General features: G+C 68.5%; 19 protein-coding genes. 4 read left to right on the forward strand and 15 right to left on the reverse strand.

Annotation, left to right across the window (positions count from 1 at the left end):
- Positions 1-171 precede the first annotated feature (171 nt).
- Positions 172-1,512, reverse strand: coding sequence for a replication-associated recombination protein A (locus E3O48_RS14180; RefSeq protein ID WP_134539754.1), 1,341 nt, complete (start codon positions 1,510-1,512; stop codon positions 172-174).
- A gap of 175 nt (positions 1,513-1,687) precedes the next feature.
- Between E3O48_RS14180 and E3O48_RS14185 the strand changes: the two genes are divergently transcribed.
- The 3 genes from E3O48_RS14185 to E3O48_RS14195 all read left to right on the forward strand — a co-directional run bounded on the left by E3O48_RS14185 (position 1,688) and on the right by E3O48_RS14195 (position 4,483).
- Entirely contained in the window at positions 1,688-2,488 is an 801-nt protein-coding gene (locus tag E3O48_RS14185) for a peptidylprolyl isomerase (RefSeq protein WP_134539756.1), read from the forward strand.
- A gap of 89 nt (positions 2,489-2,577) precedes the next feature.
- Entirely contained in the window at positions 2,578-3,810 is a 1,233-nt protein-coding gene (locus tag E3O48_RS14190; RefSeq protein ID WP_134539758.1) for a DUF349 domain-containing protein, read from the forward strand.
- Positions 3,811-3,916: 106 nt separating this feature from the next.
- The gene (locus E3O48_RS14195) at positions 3,917-4,483 is read left to right on the forward strand and encodes a hypothetical protein (RefSeq protein WP_134539760.1); all 567 of its coding nucleotides are present in this window, start codon (positions 3,917-3,919) and stop codon (positions 4,481-4,483) included.
- Here E3O48_RS14195 and E3O48_RS14200 read toward each other — a convergent pair.
- The 14 genes from E3O48_RS14200 to E3O48_RS14265 all read right to left on the reverse strand — a co-directional run bounded on the left by E3O48_RS14200 (position 4,462) and on the right by E3O48_RS14265 (position 18,861).
- Complete coding sequence (locus E3O48_RS14200; protein ID WP_134539762.1) at positions 4,462-6,741, reverse strand: bifunctional (p)ppGpp synthetase/guanosine-3',5'-bis(diphosphate) 3'-pyrophosphohydrolase; 2,280 nt, start codon at positions 6,739-6,741, stop codon at positions 4,462-4,464. The genes E3O48_RS14195 and E3O48_RS14200 overlap by 22 nt on opposite strands.
- A 98-nt stretch (positions 6,742-6,839) precedes the next feature.
- Positions 6,840-7,850 (reverse strand): protein translocase subunit SecF, encoded by a 1,011-nt coding sequence (secF, locus tag E3O48_RS14205; RefSeq protein ID WP_134539763.1) that lies wholly within the window; start codon positions 7,848-7,850, stop codon positions 6,840-6,842.
- The gene (gene secD, locus E3O48_RS14210; protein WP_134539765.1) at positions 7,850-9,571 is read right to left on the reverse strand and encodes a protein translocase subunit SecD; all 1,722 of its coding nucleotides are present in this window, start codon (positions 9,569-9,571) and stop codon (positions 7,850-7,852) included. Before secD ends, secF begins: the two co-directional genes overlap by 1 nt.
- Before the next feature lie 62 nt (positions 9,572-9,633).
- Complete coding sequence (yajC, locus tag E3O48_RS14215; RefSeq protein WP_134539767.1) at positions 9,634-10,038, reverse strand: preprotein translocase subunit YajC; 405 nt, start codon at positions 10,036-10,038, stop codon at positions 9,634-9,636.
- 74 nt (positions 10,039-10,112) lie between these two features.
- Positions 10,113-11,192: a Holliday junction branch migration DNA helicase RuvB gene (gene ruvB, locus E3O48_RS14220; protein WP_134539769.1), complete on the reverse strand. Its 1,080-nt coding sequence runs from the start codon at positions 11,190-11,192 to the stop codon at positions 10,113-10,115.
- Complete coding sequence (gene ruvA / locus E3O48_RS14225; protein ID WP_134539771.1) at positions 11,189-11,812, reverse strand: Holliday junction branch migration protein RuvA; 624 nt, start codon at positions 11,810-11,812, stop codon at positions 11,189-11,191. Before ruvA ends, ruvB begins: the two co-directional genes overlap by 4 nt.
- Positions 11,809-12,411, reverse strand: coding sequence for a crossover junction endodeoxyribonuclease RuvC (ruvC, locus tag E3O48_RS14230; RefSeq protein ID WP_134509276.1), 603 nt, complete (start codon positions 12,409-12,411; stop codon positions 11,809-11,811). The genes ruvA and ruvC overlap by 4 nt, the downstream gene beginning before the upstream one ends.
- 6 nt (positions 12,412-12,417) lie before the next feature.
- Positions 12,418-13,182 carry a YebC/PmpR family DNA-binding transcriptional regulator gene (locus E3O48_RS14235; RefSeq protein ID WP_134539773.1) on the reverse strand — a complete coding sequence of 255 codons (765 nt, stop codon included), beginning with the start codon at positions 13,180-13,182 and terminating at the stop codon, positions 12,418-12,420.
- Positions 13,183-13,311: 129 nt separating this feature from the next.
- Positions 13,312-13,854 carry a DUF1697 domain-containing protein gene (locus E3O48_RS14240; RefSeq protein WP_134539775.1) on the reverse strand — a complete coding sequence of 181 codons (543 nt, stop codon included), beginning with the start codon at positions 13,852-13,854 and terminating at the stop codon, positions 13,312-13,314.
- Positions 13,855-13,863: 9 nt separating this feature from the next.
- Positions 13,864-14,457 (reverse strand): pyridoxal 5'-phosphate synthase glutaminase subunit PdxT, encoded by a 594-nt coding sequence (gene pdxT, locus E3O48_RS14245; RefSeq protein WP_134509282.1) that lies wholly within the window; start codon positions 14,455-14,457, stop codon positions 13,864-13,866.
- A gap of 10 nt (positions 14,458-14,467) precedes the next feature.
- Positions 14,468-15,370, reverse strand: a complete 903-nt coding sequence (gene pdxS, locus E3O48_RS14250; protein WP_134509284.1) for a pyridoxal 5'-phosphate synthase lyase subunit PdxS — start codon at positions 15,368-15,370, stop codon at positions 14,468-14,470.
- 71 nt (positions 15,371-15,441) lie between these two features.
- Entirely contained in the window at positions 15,442-16,050 is a 609-nt protein-coding gene (locus tag E3O48_RS14255; RefSeq protein ID WP_134539777.1) for an HIT domain-containing protein, read from the reverse strand.
- Positions 16,051-17,997 (reverse strand): threonine--tRNA ligase, encoded by a 1,947-nt coding sequence (gene thrS / locus E3O48_RS14260; RefSeq protein ID WP_241982551.1) that lies wholly within the window; start codon positions 17,995-17,997, stop codon positions 16,051-16,053.
- A 57-nt stretch (positions 17,998-18,054) separates the two neighbouring features.
- Positions 18,055-18,861: an HIRAN domain-containing protein gene (locus E3O48_RS14265; RefSeq protein WP_134539780.1), complete on the reverse strand. Its 807-nt coding sequence runs from the start codon at positions 18,859-18,861 to the stop codon at positions 18,055-18,057.
- A gap of 164 nt (positions 18,862-19,025) precedes the next feature.
- Here E3O48_RS14265 and E3O48_RS14270 point away from each other — a divergent pair, with 164 nt between their 5' ends.
- The gene (locus E3O48_RS14270; protein WP_134539782.1) at positions 19,026-19,559 is read left to right on the forward strand and encodes a hypothetical protein; all 534 of its coding nucleotides are present in this window, start codon (positions 19,026-19,028) and stop codon (positions 19,557-19,559) included.
- Positions 19,560-19,696 lie beyond the last annotated feature (137 nt).

Consider the following 19,696-nt stretch of genomic DNA (forward strand, 5'->3'; position numbering starts at 1 on the left):
GGCGTCATGGGAGATCAGAGGGGTGGTGCCACGGGATCCTCGGCTATAGAGGAATCCCCTCAACGTGGGTTCGGACGCAGCCGCATGCCGAACCGGTTGTAGGCCTGAACAGGTTACCACAGCGGGACTTCCCCGTGCGCTCCCGCCTGCGGCCTGCTGCCTGCCCGTGTGCTACTGGCCGCGGATGATCCGGCGGAGTTTCGCGAGCCGGGCGGACACCTCTCGCTCGTTGCCGTGTTCGGTGGGTTCATAGTACTGGACCGACCTGAGCTCGTCGGGCGGGTACTGCTGGGCGAGCACGCCGAGGGCGTCGTCGTGGGGGTACCTGTAGCCCTTGCCATGGCCCAGCCGTTTCGCCCCGCCGTAGTGGGCGTCGCGAAGGGGCTTCGGCACCCGGCCGGTCTTGCCGGCCCGCACGTCGGCGATGGCTTTGTCCAGCGCCAGATAGGCGGCGTTGGATTTCGGGGCGGTGGCCAAGTGCACCACGGCCTGGGCGAGCGGGATGCGACCCTCCGGCATGCCGATCAGCTGCACCGCGTCGGCGGCGGCCACCGCGATGACCAGGGCCTGCGGGTCGGCCATGCCGATGTCCTCCGACGCGAGCACGATGATCCGGCGCGCGATGAAGCGGGGGTCCTCCCCTGCCTCGATCATGCGGGCAAGGTAGTGCAGGGAGGCGTCGACATCCGAACCGCGCACGGATTTGATGAAGGCGCTGATGATGTCGTAGTGCTCGTCGCCGTTGCGGTCGTAGCGCAGCAGCGCCCGGTCCACGGCCAGCGAGACGATCTCGGTGGTGATCAGCGCCGGCTCGTCGGAGCCGGGTTCGACCGCGGTGGCCGCGGAGACGGATGCCGCCTCCAGCGCCGTCAGCGCCCGCCGGGCGTCGCCGGAGGCGAGGCGGATGATCATGGCCCTGGCATCCGGGTCGAGGGTGAACCGCCCGGCGAGGCCGCGTGGGTCGGTGACGGCCCGGTCGACGACGATGCCGAGGTCGTCGTCGCTCAAGGTTTCGAGCGTGAGCAGCAGCGACCGGGACAGCAGCGGGGAGATCACCGAGAACGACGGGTTCTCGGTGGTCGCGGCGACGAGGATGATCACGCCGTTCTCGACCCCGGGCAGCAGCGCGTCCTGCTGGGCCTTGCTGAACCGGTGGATCTCGTCGAGGAACAGGACGGTCGACAGGCCGTACAGGTCCCGGCTGGTGCGGGCCTCCTCCATCACCTGGCGCACGTCGCGCACCCCGGCGTTCACTGCGGAGAGTTCGACGAACCGGCGGCCGGAACTGTGGGCGATCGCCTGGGCCAGGGTGGTCTTGCCGGTTCCGGGCGGACCCCAGAGGATGACGGAGACGGAGCCCTGCTCCCCCGTCTTGTCGCTGGCAAGGCTGACCAGCGGGGAGCCCGGGGTGAGCAGGTGCCGCTGCCCGGCGACCTCGGCCAGCGAGGTCGGGCGCATCCGCACCGCGAGAGGGGTTGCGCCGCTGCGCAGTCCCGGTTGAACATCGACCATGAGTCCAGCGTAGTTTGTGCCGGTGACGGGGCCGATCAGGCATCGGTGGCCGCCCGCGCGGCTGGACGGGCGCCGAACGATGCTGGCGTAGAGTTCAACGTGGTCCGGGCCCGCGCGCGCGGCCCGATTTTCCCTGTCTGACCTGGCCCCTGTGGCAGCCCCTGGAGGATTCGACGTGGCACCGAACAAGAAGCAAGACCGCGAAACCCGCGAGGCCAGGTCCCGCGTCCGGGCGTACCAGGCGCGGCGTGCCGTGCACGAACACCAGGAGAAGCGGCGCGTGCGCGACAACGTGCTGGCCGGTGCCGGGGTCACCGTCGTGATCGTGCTCGCCATCCTCGCGCAGGTCTTCTTCTTCAACGGCGGACCGGGCACCCCCGCGCCGTCCGCATCGGCCGCGGCCACGCCCAGTGCCACACCGACCGCTGCCGCCGGGGCGAACACGGGCGACGTGCCCCCCAGCACGCTCGCGGAGGGCCGCAGCTGGACCGGGACGATGGACCTCAACTCCATCCCCCTCGGGATCGAACTCGACGGCGCCGCGGCCCCGCAGGCCGTGTCGTCGATGATCAGCCTGGTCAAATCCGGTTTCTATACGGGGGTGTCCTGCCACCGGCTCACCACCGGCGGATTCTCCGTGCTGCAGTGCGGCGACCCCAAGGGCGACGGCACGGGCGGTCCCGGCTACAGCTACGGACCGGTCGAGAACGCCCCCGCCGACAGCGTCTACCCGGCCGGCACCATCGCCATGGCCCGCCAGGGCGGGAACGCCTACAGCATGGGCAGCCAGTTCTTCATCGTCTATGACGACACGACCATCCCGGCGGACGCCGTCGGCGGCTACACCGTGCTCGGCCGGGTCACCAGCGGACTCGACCGGGTGAAGGCCGAGATCGTGGCCGCCGGGGTGGAGGGCGGTGCCACGGACGGCAAGCCCGTCGTCCCGACGACCATCACTCAGGTATCAGTTAAGTAGTTTCAGGCGAACAGCGGTCGGCCTTGCAATAGGCTTGACCGGGTATTGGCTCATTCGTGGGCAGACAACGACATTTAAAGGTGAGGCTCTTGACTACGACAGATCAGCAACCATGGGGTCGCGTAGACGAATCCGGCACGGTTTACGTGCGCGAGGCGACCGGCGAACGTGCCGTCGGACAGTACCCGGACGCTACCCCGGAAGAGGCCCTGGCCTACTTCGAGCGCAAGTACGTTGAGCTCAACGGACAAGTCACGCTCCTCGAACAGCGCGCCAAGGGCGGCGCTCCCGCGGCAGACATCGCGAAGTCCGTCGCGCACCTGACCGAGGCTGTGGCCGGCGCGAACGCCGTCGGCAACCTCGCTGCCCTCGCGGCTCGCCTCGGCGCCCTGGGCGGCGCCGTCACCGAACTCACCGAGCAGCAGGGCGCGGAGACGAAGGCAGCGGCCGCCGCGGCCGTCGCCGAGCGTGCCGCCATCGTGGCCGAGGCCGAGGCGCTTGCCGCCGAGGACCCGGCCAAGACGCAGTGGAAGCAGACCAGCGCCGCACTGGAGGCGCTCTTCGCGAAGTGGCAGGCGCACCAGCACGACGCACCCCGCATCCCCAAGGGCGAGGCCAACGACCTGTGGAAGCGGTTCCGTGCCGCGCGCACCACGATCGAACAGAACCGCAAGGCGTTCTTCGCCGAGCTGGACAGCGCCCACAAGGACGTGCGCAACCGCAAGCAGCAGCTGATCGAGCAGGCCGAGGCGCTTGCCCCGAAGGGCGCCGACGGCATCCCCGTCTACCGCACCCTGCTCGACGACTGGAAGTCAGCCGGGCGCAGCGGCAAGAAGCAGGACGACGCCATGTGGGCCAAGTTCAAGGCCGCCGGCGACGTGCTCTACTCGGTCAAGAGCGAGATCGACGCCCAGGACAACGAGGAGTTCGCGGGCAACCTGGCCCAGAAGCTCGAATTGCTGACCGAGGCCGAGCTGCTGCTCACCGAGACCGACCGCACCAGTGCCCGCACGGCCCTCAGCTCGATCCAGCGCCGCTGGGACGCGCTCGGCAAGGTTCCGCGCGACTCGGTGAAGGTTGTCGAAGATCGCATGCGCAAGGTCGAGGCCGCCGTGCGCAAGCTCGACGACGACCACTGGAAGCGCAACAACCCGGAGACGAAGGCCCGTGCCGAGGGTCTCGCCGGCCAACTGCACGACGCCATTGCCAAGCTCGAGTCTGAGCTGGACGAGGCGAAGGCCGGGAAGGATGCCGCAGCCATCGCCGCGGCGACCGAGGCCCTGGAGACCCGCAAGGCGTGGTTGAAGGCCATCGGCCAGTAGGGCCGCGCCGGGGCGCCCGGTTCGTCCACAGCAGTGAAAACGGGGATCTGTCCACAGATCCCCGTTTCGCTTTTCCGGCCGCCCGCGGCGGCCGCACTCTGGGCGGATGACGACCAGGTTGCGTTCCGTTCTCTCCGGCCGTGACCTGCCCGTCGCCGAGCTGTGCAGCGCCCGGCTGGACGGTGAGCTGTTCACCCTCGGCGATTTCTGGTGCCCGGTCGACGAGCTTGACGCCCCCGACACGCGGGCGCAGGCTGCGGCGCTCCTCGTGCCGCCGAGGGCGATCGCTGAACGCCTCACCGCGGCCTGGATCCTCGGGCTCGCAGCGGAGCCTCGCCGCCATCAGTTCTGCGTGGACGTGGGCGCCAGGGTGCATCTGCAGCCCTCGGCCAGGCTGATCCTGCGCGAGGTGACCTGCCCGCCGACGGACACGGCCTCGATCACCGGCCTCCGGGTCACCCGGCCCCTCCGCACGGTGGTCGACCTCGCCCGCTGGCCGGACCCCGACGTCGACGTCGTCCCGCTGATCGGCGCGCTGCTCAGGCTCTGCGGGCCGGGCGGAGCCGAGCAGGCGCTGGGGCGCTGCGACCGGGCCTACGTTCCCTTTCGGAGCCTCGCACTGGGGCGTCTCGCAGCGGCCGAGGGCTGCCGTCAGCCGTCGTTGACCCGGTAGACGTCGTAGACGGCGTCGATCCGGCGAACCGCGTTGAGCACGCGGTCGAGGTGGGTGGTATCCCCCATCTCGAAGACGAACCGGCTGATCGCGAGGCGGTCGCTCGAGGTGTGCACGGTGGCCGACAGGATGTTCACGTGGTGTTCGGAGAGCACCCGGGTCACGTCCGAGAGGAGACCCGACCGATCGAGCGCCTCGATCTGGATTTGAACCAGGAACAGGCTCTTCGAGGTCGGAGCCCAGTCCACGTCGATCATCCGCTCGGGTTCCTTGAGCAGGGACTGCACGTTGCGGCAACCGGCCTGGTGCACCGACACCCCGGCCCCGCGGGTGATGAAGCCGACGACCTTATCACCGGGAACGGGGGTGCAACAGCGCGCAAGCTTGACCAGGATGTCGGGGGCGCCGCGAACGAGGATTCCGGAGTCGCTGTTCCGGAGGGTCTGGGTTCTGCCGTGCGGGGCGAACGGGAGATCGGTCGCGTCGCTCTCCTCCACGCTCTGCAGCGTGGCGACGACCTTCTCGAGCACGGACTGGGTGGAGACGTGACCCTCGCCGACGGCGGCGTAGAGCGCCGACACGTCTTCGTACTTCATCACCGCGGCGACCTCGGCGAACGAGTCCTGGTTCATCAGCTTCTGCAGCGGAAGGTTCTGCTTCCGCATCGCGCGCGCGATGGCGTCCCTGCCCTGCTCGATGGCCTCGTCGCGGCGTTCCTTGGTGAACCACTGGCGGATCTTGTTGCGGGCGCGCGGGCTCTTGACGAAGTTGAGCCAGTCCTTGCTCGGACCGGAGTCGGGGTTCTTCGACGTGAAGACCTCGACCACGTCGCCCGTGATCAGCGGGCTCTCCAGGGGTACGAGCCGGCCGTTCACCTTGGCGCCCATGGTGCGGTGGCCGACCTCGGTGTGCACGGCGTAGGCGAAGTCCACTGGGGTCGCGCCGGTCGGCAACCCGATCACCCGTCCCTTCGGGGTGAAGACGTAGACCTCCTTGGCGCCGATCTCGTAGCGGAGGGAGTCGAGGAATTCGCCGGGGTCGGCGGTCTCAGCCTGCCAGTCCGAGATGTGCGCGAGCCAGGCCATGTCGGTGTCGCTCTGCGGGCCGGGTCCCGAGCTCTTCCCGGTGGTCTGCTCCTTGTACTTCCAGTGCGAGGCGACGCCGAACTCCGCGCGCTGGTGCATCTCCTGGGTGCGGATCTGGATCTCGACCGCGCGGCCGCTCGGCCCGAGCACCGTGGTGTGCAACGACTGGTACAGGTTGAACTTCGGGGTGGCGATGTAGTCCTTGAACCGGCCGGGCAGCGGCGTCCACCTGGCGTGGATGGCCCCGAGCACGGCGTAACAGTCGCGCACCGAGTTGACGAGCACACGGATGCCGACAAGGTCGTAGATCTCGTCGAACTCGCGGCCGCGCACCACCATCTTCTGGTAGATCGAGTAGTACTGCTTCGGCCGGCCGGCGACCTTGCCCCTGATCCGGGCGGCCTTGAGGTCGTCGACGATGGCGTCGATGACGTGCTGCACGAACTCTTCCCGCTGCGGGGTGCGCTGCTTGACCAGGCTCTCGATCTCGGCGTAGAGCTTGGGATAGAGCACAGCGAAGGAGAGGTCTTCGAGTTCCCACTTGATCGTCTGGATGCCCAGCCGGTGCGCGAGCGGGGCGTAGATCTCCAGCGTCTCGGTCGCCTTGCGCACCGCGGACTCCGCCGGCACGAAACCCCAGGTGCGCGCGTTGTGGAGCCGGTCGGCGAGCTTGATGATGAGGACACGGATGTCCTTGGACATCGCCACGATCATCTTGCGCACGGTCTCGGCCTGGGTGCTGTCGCCGTACTTGACCTTGTCGAGCTTGGTCACACCGTCGACGAGCATCGTGATCTCGTCGCCGAAGTCGGAGCGAAGCTGGTCGAGCGTGTACTCGGTGTCCTCGACGGTGTCGTGGAGGAGCGCCGCCGCGACGGTCTTGGGACCGATGCCGAGGTCGGCGAGGATCTGGGCGACCGCGACCGGATGGGTGATGTACGGTTCGCCGCTCCGGCGGAACTGGCCTTCGTGGGCACCTTCGGCGGCGGCATAGGCGCGTTCGATGATCGACAGGTCCACCTTGGGGTGGTGCATCCGCACGGTCTTCAACAGGGTGTCGACCGCGCCGGCCGGCTGGGCCCGGGAGAATATCCGGGGCACCAGGCGGCGGAGGGAGGCAGGCGGCAAAGCCGCCGACGACGCCGAGGCAGGTGGAGTCGTTATCTCGGTCATCGCGTCACCTCACTTCCTCACCCAATTATCGCCCCTCGCGGAGTTGAATCAGGTTACCGGAAGTCGGGCAGCCCCGATGACCGGCGCGGGGGCGCGGTTCACACGGAGACTTCCACCCTGGAGGCGGATCCGGCCTTGGCGCGCATGAGCAGCGCCTTCTTGTCCCGCTTGCGCACATCGGGTTCGCGGGTGCGCAGCTGAGCGTAGAGCGGCGAGGCGATGAAGATGGTCGAGTAGGCCCCGGCGATGATCCCGATCAGGAGGGCGAGGGAGATGTCCCTCAGGGTTCCGGCCCCGAGCACGAACGCGCCGATGAAGAGGATCGAGCCGACCGGCAGCACGGCGACGATCGAGGTGTTGATCGACCGCACGAGCGTCTGGTTGACGGCGAGGTTCACCGACTCGGCGAAGGTGCGCCGTGATTCCGGTCCGTCCTGCCTCGTGTTCTCCCTGATCTTGTCGAACACCACGACCGTGTCGTAGAGGGAGTAGCCGAGGATGGTGAGGAAGCCGATGACGGCGGCCGGGGTGATCTCGAAACCCGTGATGCCGTAGAACCCCGCGGTGATGACCAGGTCGTGCAGCAGGGCGACCATGGCCGCCAGCGACATCTTCCAGGTGCGGAAGTACAGCGCCATTCCGATGGCGGCGAGCACCAGGAAGATGATGAGGCCGCGAAGGGCCTGGCCGGTGATGTCCGCACCCCAGGACGGGCCGATGAAGGATGCCGTCACCTTGTCGGCCGGCACACCGTACGCGTCAGCCAGGGCGTTGCGCACCGAACGGGTGGCCTCGCTGCTGAGCTGGTCGGTCTGAACCCGGATGCCGGTGGTGCTGACATCGGACACCTTGGGCACGGCGGAGGGCACGACGCTGTTCACGGCCCTGGCTGCGATCGTCTGATCCTGCTTGGGCACATCCGACACCACGAATTCGGAGCCGCCGGTGAACTCGATGCCGAAGACGAAACCGCCGCGGAGCTGCGGCACCACGAGGGCGATCAGGATCATCACCGCCGCGACCGTGTACCAGGTCTTGCGTCGTCCGACGATGTTGAACGAACGCTTGCCGGTGTGCAGGTCGTTGCCGAACTGGGAGAAGCTGGCCATTAGGAATCCTTCCCGTCGGTCGACCGATCCGTACTGGAACCGACGAGTTCTGCCGCCTTGCGCTCGGCGATGGTTTGACGCTTCGCGGCCTCGCGGCTGGCCGAGGCCAGCTTGCCGGACGGCAACTGCGGGGAGGGAGCGAACTTGGCCCTGCCCCGGTAGGTGGCGCCGAGTGCCCGCGGGTCGAGCCCGGAGAACCGGTGGCCCTCGTTGAAGAACCGGGTCTGGGCGAGCAGTTGGAGCATCGGGTGGGTGAAGAGCATCACGACGGCGACGTCGACGATCGTCGTGAGGCCGAGGGTGAGGGCGAAGCCCTTCACGTTGCCGACGGCGACGATGAAGAGCACACCGGCGGCGAGGAAGTTCACGGCATCCGACGCCAGCACGGTGCGGAGGGCCCGCTTCCAGCCGGCCTCGACCGCGGACTCGAGTCCGCGGCCGTCGCGCAGTTCGTCGCGCACCCGTTCGAAGTAGACGATGAACGAGTCGGCGGTGATGCCGATGGCGACGATCAACCCGGCGACGCCGGCGAGGGAGAGGCGGTAGCCCTGCCGCCAGGACAGGATCGTGATCAGCAGGTAGGTGATCAGTGCCGCCACCGTCAGCGAGGCCACCGTGACCAGCCCGAGCAGCCGGTACTGCACGAGCGAGTACAGCACGACGAGGATCAGGCCGATCAGGCCGGCGATCAGGCCGCTAGCGAGCTGGGTCGAGCCGAGGGTGGCCGAGATGGTGTCCTGGCTCTGCACGGTGAAGCTGATCGGCAGGGCGCCGAACTTGAGCTGGTCGGCGAGCGTCTTGGAGGAAGCCTGGGTGAAGTTTCCGCTGATCTGCGCGTTGCCGTCGGTGATCACGGCCAGCGTGCGGGGAGCGGAGATGACCTTGCCGTCGAGCACGATGGCGAACTGGTTCTGCACGCCCGTCAGCCCGCTGAGGCGGGTGCTGACCGTGGCGAAGTCCGTGGTTCCGGTGCCGTCGAAGGCGATGTTGACGACCCATTCGCCGGTGGTGGCGCCGCTCTGGGTGGTCTTCTGGCCGTTGGTGGCGTTGGAGACGTTCTGGCCGCTGACCTCGACCGGGCCGAGGATGTACTTGACCGACCCGTCGGACTCGCAGGTGACGAGTGGTTCCTTGGCCGGCGCCACATTGGAGGTGTCGATCTTGCTGCAGTCGAACGCGTCGTACCGGGCCTGCAGGGCCGGCGTGACGTAGCTGAGGTCGCTGCCGTTGGTCGGGACCGCGGTGGGCGTGCTGGAGAGGTTCGGGTCGACCGTGGGCGACGGGGTCGCACTGGAGGTGCCGGCGCCGCCGACGCTGGCCGCCGAGGGTGCCGCCGCGACGAGAACCGGGCGGAATTCGAGCTTCGCCGAGGATTCGATCCGGTTGATCGTCGCATCATCGGGGATCCCGGGGATGGACACGACGATGTTTTGGCCGCCCTGGGTGTTGATCTCCGCTTCGGAGACACCCGCGGAGTCGATCCGCTGCCGGATGATCGACACGGCCTGGTTCAACTGTTCCTGGGAGACGGACTGACCGGACTCGAGCTTCGGCGCGAGGATGATCTGCGTGCCGCCCTCGAGGTCCAGGGCCAGCTTGGGGGCCCAGGAACCGCCTCCGGTGAGGACGCCGGCGCTGTTGAGGGCGATGAGACCGACGATGATCACACCCAGCCAGGTCAGGGAACGCCAGGCCTTCTTGACCGGAGTCGACTTTGCCACCTTGAAACTCAGCTTTCTAATCACATGCCCGCGCCGATGGCGCGGGCATGGAGAGGGGTTGGTTACGCGTCGCCCTTTTTGGGCTCTTCGTCGGATTCTGCGTCGGTGACGCGCTGGCCGAACTCGGGTTCGCCCATGACGATCGCGTCGTCCTTGTTCAGCTGGACGGTCGGGACAGGCTCAGCCTCGGACTCGGTCTCGGCCACGATGGGCTCGACGACGCGCGCGATGGTCTGGCGGTGCAGGTGCACGACGGTGCCGGGGGCGATCTCGAGGGCGACCTTGTTGGCTTCCTCATCGATTGACAGGATGGTGCCGTACATGCCGAAGTTGGTCATGACCTCGGCGCCTGCCACCATCTGGGACTGCAGTGCTGCCTGGTCCTTCTGGCGCTTGCGGCCATTGCGGAACATGAAGAAGACAAGCACGGCCAGAACGGCGAGCATGACAAGAGTCAACGGATCCATAAAACTGTGAAACCTTCCGGTTGCGGCGCGGTGGCCGAAGCGTGCGCGAGCGGCTCGTGGCGAGCCAACTCGAATTATAGGTCATCCAGGGTGAGGGCGACCGGAGGCGCGGCGCCCAGCGGATCGACGAGACCGAAGTGCCGCCAGGCCGCCGGAGTGGCCACGCGCCCACGCGGGGTGCGCGTGAGGAAGCCTATCCGCACCAGGAACGGCTCGACGACCGCTTCGATCGTCTCCGACTCCTCACCGACCGACACGGCCAGGGTGTTCAACCCGACCGGCCCACCCCCAAAACGGGTCAGGATGATCTGCATGACCTCGCGGTCGAGCCGGTCCAAGCCGATCTGGTCCACGTCGTAGAGTTCCAGCGCCGCATGCACGGCGGCCAGGTCGGCGTCTCCCCCGTGCACGAGGGCGTAGTCGCGCACCCGGCGGAGCAGGCGATTGGCGATTCGCGGGGTGCCACGGCAGCGCCCGGCGATCTCCGCCAGGGCGTCCCGGCCGATCGGGAGGTCGAGCAGCGCGGCGGCGCGGCCGAGCACCTGTTCCAGTTCCGACTCCGCGTAGAACTCGAGGTGCGCGGTGAAGCCGAAGCGATCCCGGAGAGGGTTCGGCAACAGGCCGGACCTCGTCGTGGCGCCGACCAGGGTGAACGGCGCAAGGTCGAGCGGGATGGACGTGGCGCCCGCTCCCTTGCCGACCATGATGTCGATCCGGAAGTCTTCCATCGCCAGGTAGAGCATCTCCTCGGCGGACCGTGCCATCCGGTGGATCTCATCGATGAAGAGGACCTCGCCCGGCACCAGGGAGGACAGCACCGCGGCCAGGTCGCCGGCGTGCTGGATGGCCGGGCCGCTGGACATCCGGAGGGGCCGGTTGCCCTCGTAGGCGATGATCATGGCCAGGGTGGTCTTGCCCAGCCCGGGCGGGCCGGCCAGCAGGATGTGGTCGGGTGTGCGGTTCTGCATGGTCGCGGCGGTGAGCAGGAGCTGCAACTGACCGCGCACCTTGTGCTGGCCGACGAACTCGCCCAGGCTGCGAGGGCGCAGGGCACCCTCGAAGGCGAGTTCCGCCTCGCCTTCGAGCACCGGGTTGGTCACTTCGACGCCGGGGTCGCCGGCCAGGCCGGGGTTGGTCGCGGGATTGGTGGTCATGAGCGGCGCTCCGATGCCTGCTGGGCGGGGCCGAGGCGGGCCAGGACGAGGCGGAGCAGGCTGGCCACACCGACCTGGTCAGGGTCGGCGGCTTCGGCGAGGGTCTCCTCGACCGCCTGCGCGGCCACCCGCTCCGACCAGCCCAGACCGATCAGCGCGGCCTGCACGCCCGCCGCGGCGGTGCTGGCGACCGGGCGGCCGGGCGCGGATGCGACGGTGGTGGCAGCGAGCTTGCCGGCCAGGGACAGCACGATGAGCTTGGCGGTCTTCGGCCCGATGCCGCTGACCTTGCGGAAGACGCCGTCGTCTTCGGCTGCGACCGCCTGGGCGATCTGGTTGGGGGTGAGCACGGCCAGCACGCCGAGGGCGGACTTGGGGCCGACCCCGGTCACACCGACCAGCAGTTCGAAGACCGCGAGTTCGTCGACGCCGGGGAAGCCGTAGAGGGTGAGCGAGTCTTCCCGCACGATCAGGGTGGTGGCCAGGCGCGCCTCGGTGCCCGTGCGGAGCGACAGCGCAGTGGTGGGGGTGACCTGGATGGCCAGGCCCACTCCCCCGACCTCGATCACGACCATGGAACCGAGGGCGGAGAGGACGAGGCCACGTACGGAGGAGATCACCGCTTCAGACTACGGGGCACGGGCGACACCGAGCTTCGTTCGGCGGCGCGCCACGCCCGCTGGGCCGGGGTCAGGCTGCCGGCCGGTCCGCCGGGGGCGGCGGGCAGGGTTCCGCCGGAGATCCCGGTGCGCCAGGCATGGCAGATCGCGAGGGCGAGGGCATCGGCGGCATCCGCGGGTTTGGGCACCTCGGTGAGGCCGAGCACGCGGGCGACCATGGCCCCGACCTGGGCCTTGTCGGCCGAGCCGTAGCCGGTGATCGCGGCCTTGACCTCGCTCGGGGTGTGCAGCGTCACCGGCAGGCCGCGCTGGGCCGCGAGCAGCAGGGCGACACCGCTGATCTGGGCGGTTCCCATCACGGTGCGCACGTTGTTCTGGGCGAACACCCGCTCGATCGCGACGAAGGCGGGCTTGTGCCGGTCGAGCATCTCCTCGAGTCCCCGGCTGATCAGGAGCAGCCTCTGTTCCAGCGGCAGGTCGGGGGCGCTCCGCAGCACGGTGACGTCGACGAGGGTCGCGGTGCGGTTTCCCGCCACGTCGACGACGCCCACACCGCAGCGGGTGAGCCCGGGGTCGATGCCGAGCACCCGGACACTCATCGGCCGCTACTCGTTTTCGGCTTCGAGCTCCGCCATGACCTCGGCCGACACGTCGTAGTTGCTGTAGATGTTCTGCACGTCGTCGAGTTCCTCAAGCGCGTCGATCAGCCGGAACACCTTGCGGGCGGTCTCCGCGTCGACCTCGACCTTGAGCTGCGGGATGAACGCGACGTCGGCGGAATCGTAGTCGATTCCCGCGCTCTGCAGCGCGGTGCGGGTGGCGACGAGATCGTGCACCTCGCTGAGGACCTCGAACTTGTCGCCCTCGTCGATGACCTCCTCCGCGCCGGCATCCAGGACCGCGGCGAGCACGTCGTCCTCGGTGACGTTGTTGCCCTTGGCGACGACGACGACGCCCTTACGGTGGAAGTTGTAGGCGACGCTGCCCGGGTCGGCCATGTTGCCGCCGTTGCGGGTGACCGTGGTGCGCACCTCGGCCGCGGCGCGGTTCTTGTTGTCGGTGAGGCACTCGATCATGATGGCGACGCCGTGGGCGGCGTAGCCCTCGTACATGATGGTGGAGTAGTCGACGGCCTCGCCGGTGAGTCCGCCGCCGCGCTTGACCGCGCGGTCGATGTTCTCATTCGGAACCGAGGTCTTCTTGGCCTTCTGGATCGCGTCGACCAGGGTCGGGTTGCCGGACAGGTCGATGCCGCCCATCCGCGCCGCGACCTCGATGTTCTTGATCAACTTGGCGAAGGCCTTGGCCCGACGAGAGTCGGTGACCGCCTTCTGGTGCTTCGTTGTCGCCCACTTGGAATGTCCGGACATGAATCTCCCGTTTGTCTCGCTTGGCTTCGGATCGGTGCCGGCCTGCTGCCGCCGGCCGCACTGCTGCCTGGTCGTCGCACCGATGGGGTGCTGCTCATTCTAACCCGAGGCGCCCGGTGGGGCGCCGTCTCACCCGGCCGGTGGCGCGGCGAGCAGCTTGTCCAGGGTGCGCAGGTTGCGGGTCGTCGTCGTCGTCCGGTATCTCGCCTTCCCGGTGACCTTGCTGAACGGGCTCGTGATTCCGACGCTGCGGAGCACCTGCCAGTAGAGCACCCCGTGTCCGGGCGCCGCCTGTTCGATGGCCGGGTCCAGCCCGGACGCCGCCGAGGCGAGCTCGTCGAGCACGGCCGGTTCAGAGCCGAAGACCACGTACGGATGCCAGCCCTCCCGGCCGGGATCGAACGGGTAGTCCCGCACCACCCGGGCCAGGCTGCCGGTGTCGACGAGCACGATCCACGCGTCGTAGCCGAACCTGTCGCCGAGGGCACGCTCGATCCGCGCCTTGATGGCAGGGGCATCCGTCTGGTCGGTGTCGAAGAGCACATTGCCGCTGGCGAGGACGGTGCGCACGCCGGTGTGGCCGAGTTCCTCGAACGTGTCGCGGAGGTCGTTCATCGCGATCGTGATGCCGTTGACGTTGATGCCGCGCAGCAGCGCGACGAAGCGCGTCACGGGCGGACCTCAGCCACGGAAGCCGACCCGCGCGACCGTGCCCAGGAAGTACTGGTGGAACCGGTGCTCGCCCGTGATCTCGGGGTGGAAGGAGGTGCCGAGCAGGTTCCCCTGTTCGACGGCGACGCAGCGGCCGTCGGCGAGGCCGGCCAGCGCCCTGGCCCGCGGCCCGACGGTCTCGACGACGGGCGCGCGGATGAAGACCGCGTGCACCGGGTCGGCGCCGAGAACGGGAACGTCGAGGTCGGTTTCGAACGACGCCGTCTGGGAGCCGAAGGCATTGCGGCGCACCGCGATGTCAAGCCCGCCGAGGCTTTCCTGGCCGCGGATGGCGTCGAGGACGGTGTCGGCGAGCATGATCAGGCCGGCGCAGGTGCCGAAGACGGGCAATCCCGCCTGGATCCCGGCCCGGAGCGGCTCGGCCAGGCCGAACGCGCGCGCCAGTTTGTCCATCACGCTGGACTCGCCGCCCGGGATCACCAGGCCGCTGATGCGGTCCAGTTCCTCCGGGCGGCGAACGAGTTCGACCTCCGCGCCGAGCCCCCGGAGGAGCGCGGCATGCTCACGGAAGTCACCCTGGAGGGCGAGGACTCCAACGCTCACGAACTGCGGACTACCAGCCGCGCTCGGAGAGGCGGTGCGGTGCGGCCAGGTCGGACACGTTGATGCCCACCATGGCTTCGCCGAGGCCGCGCGAGACGGCGGCGATGACGCTGGGGTCGTCGTAGAACGTGACGGCCTTGACGATGGCGTTGGCGCGGGCCTGCGGGTTGCCCGACTTGAAGATGCCGGAGCCGACGAACACGCCGTCCGCGCCCATCTGCATCATCATCGCCGCGTCGGCCGGGGTGGCCACGCCGCCGGCGACGAACAGCACGACGGGGAGCTTGCCGGTGGAGGCGATCTCGGCGACGAGCTCGTACGGGGCCTGCAGCTCCTTGGCGGCGACGTACAGCTCGTCCTTGCTCAGCGACGAGAGGCGGGCGATCTCACCCTTGATGGTGCGGATGTGCTTCATGGCCTCGGAGACATCGCCGGTGCCGGCTTCGCCCTTCGAGCGGATCATCGCGGCACCCTCGGTGATGCGGCGCAGCGCCTCACCCAGGTTGGTCGCGCCGCAGACAAACGGAACCGTGAAGTTCCACTTGTCGATGTGGTTGACGTAGTCGGCCGGGCTCAGCACCTCTGACTCGTCGATGTAGTCGACGTTCAGGGCCTGCAGCACCTGGGCCTCGACGAAGTGGCCGATCCGGGCCTTCGCCATCACCGGGATGGAGACCTCGGCGATGATGCTGTCGATCAGGTCGGGGTCGCTCATCCGGGCGACACCACCCTGGGAACGGATGTCGGCCGGCACGCGCTCGAGGGCCATGACGGCGACGGCACCGGCATCCTCGGCGATCCGGGCCTGCTCGGCGTTGACGACGTCCATGATGACGCCGCCCTTCATCATGTCGGCGAGTCCGCGCTTGACGCGGCTCGACCCAAACTGCTCGGCGGAAGTGGTTTCAGTCATAGCCTTGATTCTATTCCTTGCGTCTTGTGGGTTTCGCACGACGAAGTGTCGCGCGGAGCGTGAAGGTGGAGCTAGTTCTCGTCTTTCGGCCAGCCGTCGGCGACCTCGCGCCGCACCTCGCCGAGCAGCCGGGGAACGGCCTTCGTCCTGGCGATGATCGGGAAGAAGTTCGAGTCGAGGGCCCAACGCGGCACGATGTGCTGGTGCAGGTGTTCCGCGATGCCCGCACCCGCGACCCGGCCCTGGTTCATGCCGATGTTGAAGCCGTCACAGTGGGATACCTCGGTGAGCACGCGCATCGCCACCTGGGTCAGGCTACCGATTTCGGCGACCTCCTCGGGCGTCGCCTCGTCATACGTCGCAATGTGCCGGTACGGGCAGACGAGCAGGTGCCCGCTGTTGTACGGGAACAGGTTGAGCAGCACGTAGGCATGCTTCCCACGCGCCACGATCAGGGCCTTCTCGTCGGTCATCTCGGGGGCGCGGCAGAACGGGCAGTCGGATTCGTCCGGCTGCTGGCCGTCCTGGATGTAGACCAGGCGGTGCGGCGTCCACAGCCGCTGGAAGGCATCCGGTACCGCAGCGAAGTCGGACGAGTGCTCGATCCCCTCGAACCGGTCGTCGGCGGTCGCGGCGGTGCCGGCTGCGCCGGTGCCGACGTCGTCGTTTCCGGGGACCATCTAGCTCTGCCCCTGGCCGGTGACCTGGGCGCGGGTCTCGATCGCGGCGACGATGCGGGTGATCGCCTCGTCGATCGGAACACCGTTGTCCTGGCTGCCGTCGCGGAAGCGGAAGCTGACCGCGCCGTTGGCCTGGTCCTCCTCCCCCACGATCAGCTGGAAGGGCACCTTGGCCTTGGTGTGGTTGCGGATCTTCTTCTGCATCCGGTCGTCGGAGTGGTCGACCTGGGCGCGCACGCCTGCCGCCTTGAGCCGGCCGATGATCTCATCGAGGTAGGGCCCGTACTGCTCGGAGACGGGGATGCCGACGACCTGCACCGGGGACAACCAGACCGGGAACGCCCCGGCGTAGTGCTCGGTGAGCACCGCGAAGAACCGTTCGATCGAGCCGAACAGGGCACGGTGGATCATCACCGGGCGCTGGCGGGAGCCATCGGGCGCCGTGTACTCGAGGTCGAACCGCTCCGGCAGGTTGAAGTCCAGCTGGATGGTCGACATCTGCCAGGTGCGGCCGATCGCGTCCCGCGCCTGCACCGAGATCTTCGGGCCGTAGAAGGCCGCTCCGCCCGGGTCGGAGACGAGTTCCAGCCCGGATGCCTCGGCGACCTCGGCGAGAGTCTGGGTGGCCTCGTCCCAGGCTTCGTCGCTGCCCACGAACTTCTTCGGGTCCTTGGTGGAGAGCTCGAGGTAGTAGTCCTCGAGACCGTAGTCGGCGAGGAGTTTCAACACGAAGTTCAGGGTGGAAGTGAGTTCCTCCTTCATCCCCTCCTTCGTGGTGTAGATGTGGGCGTCGTCCTGGGTCATCCCGCGCACCCGGGTGAGGCCGTGCACCACGCCGGATTTCTCGTAGCGGTAGACCGAGCCGAACTCGAACAGCCGCATCGGCAGGTCGCGGTAGCTGCGGCCGCTGGAGCGGAAGATGAGGTTGTGGAACGGGCAGTTCATCGGCTTGAGGTAGTAGTCGACGCCCTGGCGGGTCATGTGCCCGTCGGCGTCGTATTCGGCGTCGAGCTTCATCGGCGGGAACATGCCGTCGGAGTACCAGTCGAGGTGCCCGGAGGTTTCGAACAGATTCGACTTGGTGATGTGCGGCGTGTAGACGAAGTCGTACCCGGCCTCGGCGTGGCGCTTGCGGGAGTAGTTCTCCATCTCCTGGCGGATGATGCCGCCCCTGGGATGGAAGACGGGCAGGCCGGAGCCGATCTCCTCCGGGAAGCTGAACAGGTCCAGTTCGGCGCCGAGCTTGCGGTGGTCCCGCTTGGCGGCCTCTTCCTGGCGGGCCTGGTAGGCACGCAGCTCGTCCTTGGTGGGCCAGGCCGTGCCGTAGATCCGCTGCAGCTGCGGGTTCTTCTCCGAGCCGCGCCAATAGGCGGCGGCCAGCCGGGTGAGCGAGTAGCCGTTGCCGATCATGCGCGTGTTGGGCAGGTGGGGACCGCGGCAGAGGTCCTTCCACACGGTCTCCCCCGTCTTCGGGTCGACGTTGTCGTAGATGGTCAGTTCGGCGCCGCCGACCTCGACGGACTCGTTGTCGGCTCCCAGCTCGGCGCGCGCGTCGTCCCCGCTGGGAGCGGCGCCCTTGAGCCCGATCAGTTCGAGCTTGTACGGCTCGGCGGCCAGCTCAGCCCTGGCCTCGTCGGCGGTGACGACCCGGCGCACGAACCGCTGGCCCTGGCGGATGATCCGGTCCATGGCCTTCTCGAGCGACTTGATGTCATCCGGGGTGAACGGTTCGGCGACGTCGAAGTCGTAGTAGAAACCGTCGGTGACGGGCGGGCCGATGCCGAGCCGGGCGGCCGGGTTCACGGTCTGCACGGCCTGCGCGAGCACGTGTGCGGCCGAGTGCCGAAGGATGTTGAGGCCGTCGGCGGACGACAGGGTGACGGGCTCGACGGCATCCGTCGGCGTCACCGTTGCGGCGAGGTCCCTGAGCTCGCCGTTGACGCGCATTGCGACAACGGACCGGTCGGTGAAAAGCTCAAAGCCGTCAACCACGTGTGTAACTCCTCAGTTGTGTGCGAACCTCTCCAACTTTAGCGGCGGAGGAGAAGCCTTCGACCCCCAGGGCCCGGACAGGACGGCGTCCCGGTCGTTCAGCGCGATCGTGGCGGCGCGCGGCAGCCGCCGGAACAGGTGCTCGATGGTTGCCGGCGGCGCCGCCAGAACCTTGATCAGGCCCGGCCGGTCCGCACCCGGCTTCGGGTCGAAGGCGACAGCGACCGCGTGCAGAACGGTGCCGGTGTCGATCAGGTCGGCCAGCCCCGCGGCGATCCGGGGGCTGACCTGGCCGACCCTGCGTCCGCTGGACGAGTGCACGGAAACGGCGCCGCCGGCAGCCGGATGCCCGGGCTCACGCACCAGGGAGACCATCGCTCCGGGCTGGATCAGGCCTTCGCGGGCGACGATGATGCGCGAATCGACGTTGCGCAGCCAGATGGTCCAGATCCCCAGGCCGCGCAGGTGCACATTGCTGATGCTCACGAGCAGGCCCGTCGTCGGCTCGGTCAGCCACAGCTCCCCGCCGTGCGGCTGCAGGAACAGAGTGGGCAGTCCCCCGGCGTCGGCTACGAGCAGTCTCGCCCAGTCCTGCGGCGGCAGATATCGGCTCAAAGCCATCCCCGGGCGTGTGTTCGCGGACACGGCGGGGGCGGGAGCAGCCCGCGGAGTGGGCGCGGGCACGGCATCGGAGGCGCGGCGACGGGGAACGTCGGCCCCGGCCGACCGGCCGACCGACCGGCCGGCCACCCGGATGCGCCAGGCGGCGATGCCGATGATCACGAGCAGGGACAGTGCGACCACCACGAACAGTTCCATCGATGGACCTCCACCTCGAGACTGGCGGACCCGCGCCCGCGCCGCCATCCCCAGTACGGATGACGCCGCACCGGTGCGGCCGCACGACGCTGCCCCTCCAATTGGGCGGTGCGCACGGTAGCGACGCCTTGGGAGGATCAGAGCAGGGCAGGGCAGGGAGCACAGTGAACGATTTCGACCGGAAGATCGGGCGGCGGCCCGGAGCCAGACCCGCTTGGTTTGTCGTGGACTTCGTCGCGTCACACGTGTCGATGGTGTCCCTCGGTGCCGCGAAGCGAAGGCACCGAACCTACGAGCCCGTGCCGATCACGGAGACGGTCTTCTATCCGATCGACGGGCTGCAGGAGATCGTCGGCGAATCCCATTACTACGCCGGCATTCACCGTGTCGTGTCGGCCTGGAAAGACTCGGGTGCCGCCGATGCGCCGATCCTGGCCATCCTGCGGCCCGAACCCGGCAACCCCGTCGACGCCCATGCGGTGCGCGTCGATCTGCGGTTCGGCGATGTCACGGAGACCTGCGGGCACATCCCCGCCTATCTCGCGGCCGGCTGGGGCAGGGGACTGCGGCCGCACCTGGAAGCCGGGCGCCAACCGGTGGCCCACGCGTCGGTGTTCGGCGGCACCCTGGAGAAGCCCGATTACGGTGTCTGGCTGTCGACGGAGCGGGCGCTGCGGCGGCCCAGGCTCCGTCCCTGACACCGCGCACCGAGGTGCGCGATCAGCTCCGGGCAAAAAAAAAACCCCCGGGAGGCCGGGGGTTTGTCTGTGGGCGATACTGGGATCGAACCAGTGACCTCTTCCGTGTCAGGGAAGCGCGCTACCGCTGCGCCAAT

Source organism: Cryobacterium sp. HLT2-28 (assembly GCF_004402495.1).
Lineage (GTDB): Bacteria > Actinomycetota > Actinomycetes > Actinomycetales > Microbacteriaceae > Cryobacterium > Cryobacterium mannosilyticum.

What these genes read in the sequence shown, in the direction of transcription:
- E3O48_RS14180 (WP_134539754.1), bottom strand. Translation starts at nt 1,512, where the DNA reads ATGGTCGATGTTCAACCGGGACTGCGCAGCGGCGCAACCCCTCTCGCG.
- E3O48_RS14195 (WP_134539760.1), top strand. Translation starts at nt 3,917, where the DNA reads ATGACGACCAGGTTGCGTTCCGTTCTCTCCGGCCGTGACCTGCCCGTC.
- E3O48_RS14200 (WP_134539762.1), bottom strand. Translation starts at nt 6,741, where the DNA reads ATGACCGAGATAACGACTCCACCTGCCTCGGCGTCGTCGGCGGCTTTG.
- secF (WP_134539763.1), bottom strand. Translation starts at nt 7,850, where the DNA reads ATGGCCAGCTTCTCCCAGTTCGGCAACGACCTGCACACCGGCAAGCGT.
- yajC (WP_134539767.1), bottom strand. Translation starts at nt 10,038, where the DNA reads ATGGATCCGTTGACTCTTGTCATGCTCGCCGTTCTGGCCGTGCTTGTC.
- ruvB (WP_134539769.1), bottom strand. Translation starts at nt 11,192, where the DNA reads ATGACCACCAATCCCGCGACCAACCCCGGCCTGGCCGGCGACCCCGGC.
- ruvC (WP_134509276.1), bottom strand. Translation starts at nt 12,411, where the DNA reads ATGAGTGTCCGGGTGCTCGGCATCGACCCCGGGCTCACCCGCTGCGGT.
- E3O48_RS14235 (WP_134539773.1), bottom strand. Translation starts at nt 13,182, where the DNA reads ATGTCCGGACATTCCAAGTGGGCGACAACGAAGCACCAGAAGGCGGTC.
- pdxS (WP_134509284.1), bottom strand. Translation starts at nt 15,370, where the DNA reads ATGACTGAAACCACTTCCGCCGAGCAGTTTGGGTCGAGCCGCGTCAAG.
- E3O48_RS14255 (WP_134539777.1), bottom strand. Translation starts at nt 16,050, where the DNA reads ATGGTCCCCGGAAACGACGACGTCGGCACCGGCGCAGCCGGCACCGCC.
- thrS (WP_241982551.1), bottom strand. Translation starts at nt 17,997, where the DNA reads ATGCGCGTCAACGGCGAGCTCAGGGACCTCGCCGCAACGGTGACGCCG.
- E3O48_RS14265 (WP_134539780.1), bottom strand. Translation starts at nt 18,861, where the DNA reads ATGGAACTGTTCGTGGTGGTCGCACTGTCCCTGCTCGTGATCATCGGC.